Genomic DNA, 10328 nt, shown 5'->3' with positions numbered 1-10328 from the left:
GTCGGTCTACCTCGCCACCAACATGGTCGAGGCGATGACCGACCTGCCGGCCGGGCACGGCTGCGACCTCTACTGGCGTTTTCTCGGCTGGCTGTGATGTCGATGTCGATCCTGCGCCCCGGTGACGAGCCGATGCACTACGACGACGGCTCCCACCGCTGGATCCCGCCCGACCCGGACCACGACCAGGCGGCCTGGGACGACCGGGTACGCGAACACCAGAGTGAGCACCGCAGCCGCCCGGACCCGCCCCCGCCCCGCTACCGTCTCATCCGGAGAACCGCCGCCGGGTGAGCCCGCCCGGCCGTACGCCAGCGGCAGGAAGGTGGTCGACGTGGCCCAGGCTGCGACCCTGCATCGGGTGGCCGCCGCACGCGCCCGGACCTCCACTGGAGCATGGCCGGCGGCGGCGGCCGCTGTCGGCACCCTGGCCGCGGTGCTGGTGCTGGCCCGCCAGGCCCGCCCCGTCGTCGAGGCCGCCGCCTGGTCGTGGCGCTTCGCCGAGCAGGCCCCGACCACCATCATCGGCCCGATCGGCACCGCCCGGCTGGCCGGCTGGGCGCTGCTGGTCGCGGCACTGGTCGCTGCCTGGCACGCGGCAGCGGCGCTCGGGGCAGGTGCCGCCCTGCTCGCCGAGCTGGTGGTGTTGGTCACCGGGGTACGCGACCACGCCGCGCCCGGTTGGCACCTGCTGCTCGCCGTGGTCGTCGCCGTACCGCTGTGCGGGTCGCTGCTGCCGGCGACCGGTGGTGGCCGCGAGCAACGACCGCTTCCGGGTCGGTTCTGGGCCGCTGCGGCCTCGATGGGGCTGTGTGCGGCGCTCAGCGCCGCCGGCACGCCACTGGTGGCGGAAGAGTCCGGAGGCTTCGTGTTCATCAGCAACATTCCGGTGGCGCGCATCGGGTTCGGCGCTCTGGCGTTGATCGCGTTGTTCAGCCTCGTCGCGGTGTCTGCGCTGCCGGCAGCCGTACGCGGCCGGGCGGTGGTGCTGCTCGCGACCGTGGCGGCGTTGCTGGCGACGATGCAGCTCGGCTATGACGAGGCGTTCATGTCGATGCTCGACTATCCGGTCCTGCGCAGCCAGCCGGCCACGGCGATGGCGCTGGCCGCCGTGGCAGCGACCGTCGTGCTGGGGCTCGGCGCGCTCGCGGTGCGTGCACGGGAAGGAGCGAGCAGGTGACACCGACACCCATTAGCGATGCTCGGCGGGATCTCGCGGAGATGCCGCCCTGGGCGAAATCTCTCCCGGACTCCGAGGTCGACCAGCTGATCGCGGAATTGGGCGCCCTGGCTCGGGACGGAAGAACGCTGGCAGCGCTCGATTCGGTGACTGAGCTGCTCGCGCAGTGGCGGCATACGGCGGAGATATACCGCGACCCGGCGCTGCTGGAGATCATCAGCAGGGAGCCGGAGGGCGACTTCGGCGCGGTCGAGCGTCCGCAGAGCACCCCAGATCACCAGCGTCATCGTTGATCATCATCTGTAGTTTCGTGCGACGGGGCCGCGTGGAACTACAGTTCTTCTGTAGTTCCACGCGAGGGTCACCGCTCTGCGCCTGTCCAGGGCCCCCACCCTTGACGTCGTGCTGGCCGCCGTGGCGGCAGCCGTCTCGCAGCACAGCCCACGGGGGTTCCGCAGCTCGACGTTCTCGTCACGATGTGAGGCTGAGATACCTGATCTCTGCCGGGTAAGGTATCTCGGCCTCACATCGTGTCCAGGCACAGCTCGCCGCCGGAGCAGGCGGGCAGGCAGAGCAGGCGGAGCAGTCGGATCGGTGACGTAACCCGTCGCCAGGACAGCGAAGCGCGAGCGCTGACGGCACAGTGGTCCGATGCCCCGTGTCGCACGGATTCCTCGCGAGCTGCGCCTGAGGCCGTTCTCCGGCAGCGGCGCCGTGGCCGCCGGCCTGCTCAGCAAGCGCAGTCTGACCGGTCCCGCCTGGCGCCGGCTCTTTCCGGACGTGTACGTCCAGGCGGCGGCGTTCGACGACGGGGACCACTGGATGTGGTGCGAGGCGGCGGCAGTGAAGATGCCTGCGGGCGGCGCGGTCAGCGGGCTGAGCGCGGCATGCCTGTGGGGTGTTGACCTTCTCCCCCGCCGCAGCCCGGTGCACGTCACCCTGCCCCGCTCGGCGAGGCCCAACCCCCACCCGCGGTTGGCCGTCGTCCACCGGTCGCTCGGCCCCGAGGACGTGACACGGCTGTTCGGCGGGATACCGTTGACCACCGAGGTCCGTACGGCGTTCGACCTGGCCAGATCGCTGCCGCGCGCCGACGCACTGGCCGCCGTTGACGCGCTCCTGCACGGCCGGGTGCTGCGCCGCGAAACGCTGGCCCGCTACGTCGACTCCCACGCCGGCCTGCCCGGTGTACGGCGGGTACGGGAACTCCTGCCCCTCGTCGAGGCGCTGAGCGAGTCACCGATGGAGTCGCGGCTGCGCCTGCTGCTGCACGACGCTGGCCTGCCCCGCCTCACTCCGCAGTACGAGATCCGCCACCCTGCCTCTGATGTGACGCCGGACGCCAGGTCTGGGGCAGCGCCGAGTGGTATGTCGCGGCGAGGACATCTCCTGGCCCGGGTCGACCTGGCCTATCCGCAGTGGCGGATCGCCATCGAGTACGAAGGTGATCACCACCGGGAACGGACGACGTTCCGCCGCGATGTCGGTCGCTTGAACGCGCTGCGGGCAGCCGGTTGGCTGGTGCTGCGGTTCACGGCAGACGACGTACTCCGACAAAAGGACCAACTGGTCCGAACTGTCCAACAGGCCATTGCCGAGCGGGCCTGACCGCAGCTGCTCTCTACCCACGATGTGAGGCTGGGATACCTAACCCGAGCCAGGTTAGGTATCCCAGCCTCACATGGTGACACCGACTCGACCGTCTCCGGCGGGCCGAACGAACACCCGACAACTCGTCCGGCTGGCCGTTGTCCATTGACGCGCACTCTGGTTGCATTGCCCGGGTTCGAGGAGTGTGCACACCAGACAGGAGTCGCCGATGGTCGCGGCGCAGGAGACGACGCTGCAGAAATTGCTCGAAGGCACCAAGCAGTACCAGGTGCCGTTGTACCAGCGGACGTACTCGTGGTCCGAGCAGCAGTGCAGGCGGCTCTGGGAGGACATCAAGAAGCTCGCCGACGACCGCCGCGTCGACCCGGCCGCCACCCACTTCATCGGATCGGTGGTGCTGGCACCCAGCCCGGAGATCGGCCCGGTCGGGGTGCAGGAGTTCCTGGTCGTCGACGGGCAGCAGCGCCTCACCACCCTGTCGATCCTGCTCTGCGCCATCCGCGATCACCGGGCGAAGACCGAAGATCCCAAGCACCGGGGGCGCATCGAGCAGCTGTACCTGATCAACCAGTTCGAGTCCGATCCGCACCGATTGAAGCTCGTACCCACTCAAAGCGACCGGGACGCCTACCTGGCCTGTGTGGAGTCGACTCCGCAGGTCGGGGGCAGCGACCACGTCGGCTCGGCGTACGACTTCTTCGCCAGCCGACTGCGGGAGTACGACGATGTCGAGGACCCGTTCGACATCGCACGGATCGAGAACGCCGTCATCACCGGATTGGCGCTGGTCGCGGTCACCGCGCAGCCCGGCGACAACGTCTACCGGATCTTCGAGTCGCTGAACAACACCGGTCTGCGGTTGACCCAGGCCGACCTGCTGCGCAACTACCTGTTCATGCGGCTACCCACCCGGGGCGAAACCGTCTACAAGTCGCTGTGGTTCCCGCTACAGGACGCTCTCGACCACGACGACCGTGACCGGAAGAACCTTGAACTGCTCTTCTGGCTCGATCTGGTGCAGCGCGACGGCCGTTCCAAGCAGACCGACATCTACGCCGCCCACCAGAAGCGGCTCAACGCGATGCGCGGCGAAGCGGAGATCGAAGCGGAGGTACGCCGGTTCAGTCACCTCGGCGCGCTGCTGAAGATCATCCTGCACCCGGAGAGCGAGCCCGACCCCGAGGTCCGGCGTCGGCTGACCCGGCTGCACGCCTGGGGCGCGACCACTGTCTACCCGCTGTTGCTGCACCTGCTGGACCGCCGTGCGCAGGGCACCGCCACCGCCGGGCAGGTCATCGCCGCCATGCGGTACGTGGAGAGCTTCTTCGTCCGCCGCCTGGTGATCGGTCGGGCCACCGCCAACGTCAACCGGATCCTGATGTCGATCGTCACCGAGATGGACGCGAAGCTCCCGGTCGACGAGGCGGTCCGGGCGTACTTGTCGACTGGCCGCAAGCACTACGCGACCGACGCACAGGTTCGCTCGTTGACCAGGACGATCCCCTTCTATCTCAACGGACGCGCGCATCAGCGCAACCTGGTGCTGCAGTGGTTGGAGGAGGCGCACCGCAGCAAGGAGCCGGTGGCCGCCGACTCGCTTACCATCGAGCATGTGCTGCCGCAGACGCCGACCGCGCAGTGGCGGCAGATGCTCAACGACGACCTCGGGCCCGACGAGAACTTCACCGACGTGCATGAGTCGCTGGTGCACACGATTGGCAACCTGACCCTGACCGGATACAACTCCGAGCTGGGCACCAAACCGTTCGACGCGAAGAAGGCCGCGTTGGCGAAGAGCCCGATCGTGCTCAACCGGGACATCGCCCAGCAGGACCGGTGGGGGCGGCCGGAGATCCAAGCCCGCAGCGAGGCGCTTGCCGAGCAGATCATCTCGCTCTGGCCGGGCCCGGTCGAGGCCCCCCGCGACAACGACTCCGACGTGCCGTGGGACGTGATGAACCGGGCACTGGCCGAGCTGCCCGCCGGCTCGTGGACCACATACGGCGACGTCGCCGCGCTGATCGGCAGCCACCCGGTGCCGGTCGGGGCACGGCTGGCGAACCATCCGGCACCGAACGCACACCGGGTGCTGCAGACCGGCGGCACTGTCTCGCCGGGCTTCCGTTGGCCCGATCCGGCCCGTACCGACGATCCGCTCGACCTGTTGCGGGCCGAGGGGGTCGAGTTCGACGGCAGTGGGCGTGCCGTCCCGGAGCAGCGGATCCCGCTGGACGAGCTGGCCCAGCTCGCCGGGCTCAGCACCGATGATCTGCCGCGCCCCCGGTCACCGCGATCCAGCGCGGCGCACGCCGAACGCTTCAGCACCCAGCTGGCCCAGTTGCAGGACCCGCCGGTGGCCGCCGCTGTGCAGGCCGTCCTCGACAGCTGGACGGCGCTCGGTGGCAGTCTGCTCTACGGCACCGGGGACGAAACGTCGTGCTTCCTCATCGCCCGCGGCAAGGATCACCGGCTCGGCAACATCTGGCCGGCGACGATTTACCCGAGTGGCAAGTTCGAGATCGTCTTCCAGCATTTCAAGAACCGGGTGCCGTTCGACGATGTGGCGTTGCGTGAGGAGTTCCGACAACGGCTCAACAAGGTCCCCGGGGTGAACATCGCGGCGGCCCGGATCGGGCTGCGGCCCGGTCTGCGGCTGTCGGTGCTCGCCGACCCGGCGGCCCGTGAGCTGCTGATCGAACAGCTCGACTGGTTCTACCAGCAGGCGCAACCGACGACCGAGGACGACGCCGACGAAGGGTGATCAGTTGGCCGGACCGCCAACTGGTGGGCAGTGCCGTCGAGTGGATCGGCGGTACTGTGCCACCCGCCGTCACCGACCGTACCGCTGCTGTTGAGAGGTTTTGCCCGTGCCGCAACTCGCCCTCGCCGCCAGCTTCTGGGAAAGCTACGACGTGCTGGAAAAGCCGATCAAAGCCGGAGTACGCAAGGCGATGGCAAAGTTCCAGCAGCTCAGCATCGCCGAGCTGCACGCCGACAAGGGCCTGCACCTGGAGTCGGTGCACAACTCGCGGGACGCGCGGATGCGCACCATCCGGATCACCGACTTCTGGCGCGGGGTGGTGCTGGCGCCCGACGACGGCAGCGACACGTTCCTGCTGACCAACGTGGTGCCGCACGACGCCGCGTACGACTGGGCGGCGAAGCGGCTCTACACGGTCAACACGGCGACCCGAGGTCTGGAGGTCCGCAACGTTGTCGCGATCGAGCAGCTCACGCCGGCGCTGGAGCAGGCGGCGGCAGCCGCGCCGACGCTGCTGTTCGCGGCACACTCGGACAAGACGCTGCGGCAGCTCGGCATCGACGACCAGGTACTACGGGCGGCTCGCACGATCGTCGACAAGGCACAGTTGGAGGCGTTCGGCACGCTGCTGCCGGAAGACCAGTTCGAGGTGTTGCAGTACCTCGCTGAAGGGTTCACCCCGGACGACGTCTACCGCGACATCGTCGCCGAGCGCCGCCCAGCCGACGCCGACAGCCGACCGACCGACAGCCTGGAGCTGGCGATCGCCAACACCCGCAGCCGGATCACCCTGGTCAGCGGGCCGGCGGAGCTCGCCGACATTTTGGAGAAACCGTTCGCCGCCTGGCGGATCTTCCTGCACCCGTCGCAGCGGCGAGTCGCCTACCGGCCTTCGTACAGCGGTCCGGTGCAGGTGACCGGCGGGCCCGGCACCGGCAAGACAGTGGTGGCGCTGCACCGGGTGAAGCATCTGCTGACCCGCTCCCCCGGCCGCCGGGTGCTGCTCACCACGTACACGACGGCGTTGGCGGCGGCGCTGCGGGAGCAGTTGGCGCAGTTGATCGGCGACGACGAGGCGGCGCTGTCCCGGGTGGAGGTGACCACGGTCAACGCCTACGCGGTACGGGTGATGCGGGAGCTGACCGGCCGGGTGCCGTCGCTGATCGGCGACGTGCCGGAGCGGCAAATCTGGCGGCGGGTCGTCGACCGGCTCGAGCTCCCGTGGACCGAGCAGTTCCTGGCCCAGGAGTTCCGGCACGTCATCCTCGGCCAGCAGGTCGACGACCTGGCCGGCTACCTGCGGGTGACCCGGCGCGGCCGTGGTTCGATGCTCGGACCGCGCCAGCGGGAGCAGGTCTGGCAGGCGGTGGAGGCGCTGCGCGCCGAGTTGACCGAAGCTGGTGCCACCACCCATCTGCAGTTGTGCGCCGACGCGGCGCGGCTGCTCGCCGATGGCGACACCGGCGCCGGGGCCGGCACCGCCGACAACGCGTCTCTCCGGTTCGACCATGTGGTGGTCGACGAGGCGCAGGATCTGCACCCGGCGCAGTGGCGGGTGCTGCGGGCGGCGGTGCCGCCCGGCCCGGATGACATCTTCCTCACCGGGGATCCGCATCAACGGATCTACGACGCGAAGGTGTCGCTGGCCGCGCTCGGGATCCGTACCGCCGGGCGCAGTTTCCGGTTGCGGATCAACTACCGCAGTACGGCGGAGATCCTCACCTGGTCGACCGGGCTGCTCGACGGCACCGGCGTCGAGGGTCTCGACGGGGACGGCCGGGACAACCTGACCGGCTACCGGTCGCTGCTGCGGGGTCGGCGGCCGACGGTGGCCGGGTTTCCGGACGAGCCGGCCGAGGTGGCGGCGCTGGTGCAGCGGGTCCGCGAGTGGCTGGACCGGGGTGTACGGCCGGCGGAGATCGCCGTCTGTGCCCGGTTCAAGGCCAGGCTGGATCCGGTGCAGGCGGCGTTGGCCGAGGCTGGTGTCCCGACCGTACTGGTCAAGGACCAACCGTCGGCGGACGTCGACGGGGTCCGGCTGGCCACCATGCACGCGATGAAGGGTCTGGAGTTCCGCTGTGTCGCGGTGCTCGGGGTGACCGCGTCGGCGGTGCCGTACGCCCGCAACGTGACCCCGGCGGAGGTGGACCGGATCCAGCACGACAGCGACGTCCTGCGGGAACGCTGCGTACTGTTCGTCGCCTGCACCCGCGCCCGCGAGGCCCTGCAGGTGTCCTGGACCGGCCAGCCCAGCCTGTACCTTCCGGGTTAGCCCGAGCCGGTTGGCGCCCGTCAGCGGTCCGCGACGTGGCGGATCACCCTGGCCTGCAGCTGGGCACGGATGCTGAGCTCCGCCGCCTTGAACGCGTGCTGCTGGGTCATGGCGTTCTCGGTCCGGTGCAGGCAGTCGAGGATCAGCTGGCCGAAGTACGGATAGCCGACCTGACCGGCGGCGACCAGATGGTGCTCGCCCGTGCCGTCGACGAGGAAGACGTGCCCGGGGCCGGCGTCGGTCGCCACGTTGACGTACTTGCGCAGCTCGATGTAGCCGTCGGTGCCGAGAATGAAGGTCCGCCCGTCACCCCAGGTGCTCAACCCGTCAGGAGTGAACCAGTCCACCCGGCAGTAGCCGGTCGCGGTGCTGTTCAGCACCAGGCTCAACTCACCGAAGTCGTCGAGCTCCGGGTACTGCGGGTGGTTGAAGTTGCCGACGGTGGAATGGCTGATCTCGGCGTCGGTCGAGCCGGTGAAGTACAGCATCTGTTCGACGTTGTGGCTGCCGATGTCGCAGAGGATGCCGCCGTACTTCTCTTTGATGAAGAACCAGTCCGGGCGGCCGGCGGCGGACAGGCGGTGCGGCCCCAGCCCCATGACCTGCACCACCCGACCGATGGCACCCCGCTTGACGAGCTGACCCGCCAGCACCGCCGCCTCGACGTGGATCCGCTCCGAGTAGTAGACCGCGTACTTGCGTCCGGTCCGCGCGGTCGCCTCGCGCGCCTCGGCCAGCTGTTCCAGGGTGGTGAGCGGGGCCTTGTCGGTGAAGTAGTCCTTGCCGGCCGCGATGACCCGCAGGCCGAGGGCGCACCGTTGCGAGGTGACGGCGGCACCAGCCACCAGGTGGACCGTGTCGTCGTCGAGGATCTCCGCTTCGTCACGCGCGACCCGCGCCTGCGGAAACCGCTGACGGTACGCGTCGACCTTGGCCGGGTCGGGGTCGTACACCCATTTGAGGGTGGCACCGGCACCGAGCAGGCCGGTGCTCATGCCGTAGATGTGTCCGTGGTTGAGACCGATCGCGGCGAAGACGAACTCCCCCGGTGCCACCACCGGGGCCGGTACGGGATCCGGAGCGTACGTCGCCCCGCTGACGGTCGTCACGTGTCGGTCTCCTTCAGTTGTCGTGGTCGGCCGTGCCGCCGACGGTGATGGCACCGGGCAGGTCCCGCACCGCGGCGGTCTTCTCGAAGAACCGCGGCGCACGCCTTACCAGGGTGCCGCGGTGATAGTAAGGATCGTCCGGGGACAGCGGGAGGGCCACCGGCCGGCGTTCGGTCCCCGACTCGTAGATCGCGGTGACCAGTTCGACCGCGTTACGTCCGTCGGTGCCGCTCACCGCAGGAGCCACCCCTTCGCGAACCGCGTGCAGGACGTCGCCGATCTGGCCGGTGTGCCCGACGTGGGCCAGCGGGCGTTGCGCCTGCGCGAGAGCATTGAGGTCGGCGAGCAGGTCCGGGTTGCCCCCCGGGGTGGGGAACCCGTTCGGTGCACTGGTCTCGGCCACCGCCCGCCAGGGCTGGGAAACCCGGGCGTAGGCGCCCTGGACGACGATCTCCTGCTCTTCGCCGTGGTGCACCACCGAGCTGGTGAGCTGGGCCAGCGCCCGGTCGTACTGCAGGATCGCGACGGACAGGTCCTCGACCTCGGCGTTGTCGTGCTGCGAGTTGACCAGCATCGCGGTGACCGCCGACGGACGGCCGATCAACCACATGGTCAGGTCGATGTGGTGGATGGCGTGGTTGAGGGTGCAGCCACCGCCCTCGGACGCCCAGGTCCCCCGCCACCACAGGTCGTAGTACGGCCGCCCCCGCCACCACGACGAGTTGACCTGCACGTGTGACACCGGCCCGATCAGACCGGAGTCCAGCACCGCCTTCAAGGTGGCCATGTCGTCGCGGAAGCGGTACTGCGCGACGACCGACAGCAGCTTGCCCGACTCGGTGGCGGCCGAGATCATCGCGTCGCACTCCTGCAACGACGGAGCCATCGGCTTCTCCACCAGGACGTTGACGCCCGCGCGCAGGGCCGCGATCGTGAGGTCGGCGTGCGTCGACGGCGGCGTCGCGATGCTGACCAGGTCCAACTCCTCGGCGGTGAGCAGGGCCGCAGCATCGTCGTAGACGCGGGCATCGGTGAGATCGAAGGCCGTCCTGCACTCCCGCGCCTTCGTCAGGGTCACGTCGCAGACGGCGGTGATCCGGCAGTCCTCCCCGAACTCCTGGTAACCGGCGATGTGCGTACCGGCGATGCCGCCCGCACCGATGATTCCCACCTTGAGCATGCCGTCCTCCATCTCGTACGGGTCACGCGAGCCACCGATCGGGCGTCCCGTCGGTGCCGCGTACCACCGCGGTGGCTGCTCCTGCGGGTCTCCGGAACCCATCACCCAGTCGAAAACGATCAACGGCATTGACTGACATGAAGATCATACACAATAGAAGAACCGGCCTTGACCGTCGACCGGGTCGATCCCTAGTCTCGATAGCAGACGGGGAC

The 10328-nt window shown here is 69.2% G+C and carries 8 protein-coding genes; 6 read left to right on the top strand and 2 right to left on the bottom strand.

Annotation, left to right across the window (positions count from 1 at the left end; all coding sequences use genetic code 11):
- Window positions 1–96 precede the first annotated feature (96 nt).
- The 6 genes from ACFHWT_RS07950 (at window position 97) to ACFHWT_RS07925 (ending at window position 7824) form a co-directional block, all read left to right on the top strand.
- Window positions 97–294, top strand: a complete 198-nt coding sequence (locus ACFHWT_RS07950) for a hypothetical protein (protein ID WP_416593919.1) — start codon at window positions 97–99, stop codon at window positions 292–294.
- Window positions 295–334: 40 nt separating this feature from the next.
- The gene (locus ACFHWT_RS07945; protein ID WP_416593918.1) at window positions 335–1180 is read left to right on the top strand and encodes a hypothetical protein; all 846 of its coding nucleotides are present in this window, start codon (window positions 335–337) and stop codon (window positions 1178–1180) included.
- Window positions 1177–1473, top strand: a complete 297-nt coding sequence (locus ACFHWT_RS07940; protein WP_416593917.1) for a hypothetical protein — start codon at window positions 1177–1179, stop codon at window positions 1471–1473. Before ACFHWT_RS07945 ends, ACFHWT_RS07940 begins: the two co-directional genes overlap by 4 nt.
- Before the next feature lie 358 nt (window positions 1474–1831).
- Complete coding sequence (locus ACFHWT_RS07935; protein ID WP_416593916.1) at window positions 1832–2788, top strand: endonuclease domain-containing protein; 957 nt, start codon at window positions 1832–1834, stop codon at window positions 2786–2788.
- Window positions 2789–2999: 211 nt separating this feature from the next.
- Window positions 3000–5552 carry a GmrSD restriction endonuclease domain-containing protein gene (locus tag ACFHWT_RS07930; protein WP_416593915.1) on the top strand — a complete coding sequence of 851 codons (2553 nt, stop codon included), beginning with the start codon at window positions 3000–3002 and terminating at the stop codon, window positions 5550–5552.
- A gap of 106 nt (window positions 5553–5658) precedes the next feature.
- On the top strand, window positions 5659–7824 hold the full coding sequence (locus ACFHWT_RS07925) for a UvrD-helicase domain-containing protein (protein ID WP_416593914.1): 2166 nt from the start codon (window positions 5659–5661) through the stop codon (window positions 7822–7824).
- Window positions 7825–7844: 20 nt separating this feature from the next.
- Here the strand turns inward: ACFHWT_RS07925 and ACFHWT_RS07920 are convergent, their stop codons facing one another.
- Together ACFHWT_RS07920 and ACFHWT_RS07915 are read right to left on the bottom strand one after the other, a co-directional pair.
- On the bottom strand, window positions 7845–8933 hold the full coding sequence (locus tag ACFHWT_RS07920; protein ID WP_416593913.1) for a Gfo/Idh/MocA family protein: 1089 nt from the start codon (window positions 8931–8933) through the stop codon (window positions 7845–7847).
- A 13-nt stretch (window positions 8934–8946) separates the two neighbouring features.
- Window positions 8947–10242: a Gfo/Idh/MocA family protein gene (locus tag ACFHWT_RS07915; RefSeq protein WP_416593912.1), complete on the bottom strand. Its 1296-nt coding sequence runs from the start codon at window positions 10240–10242 to the stop codon at window positions 8947–8949.
- Window positions 10243–10328: the final 86 nt, after the last annotated feature.

This window comes from Micromonospora sp. LOL_021 (assembly GCF_048060215.1).
Lineage (GTDB): Bacteria > Actinomycetota > Actinomycetes > Mycobacteriales > Micromonosporaceae > Micromonospora_E.
The sequence above is the reverse complement of the archived record's forward strand: the minus strand, read 5'-3'. Positions and strand labels throughout refer to the sequence as shown.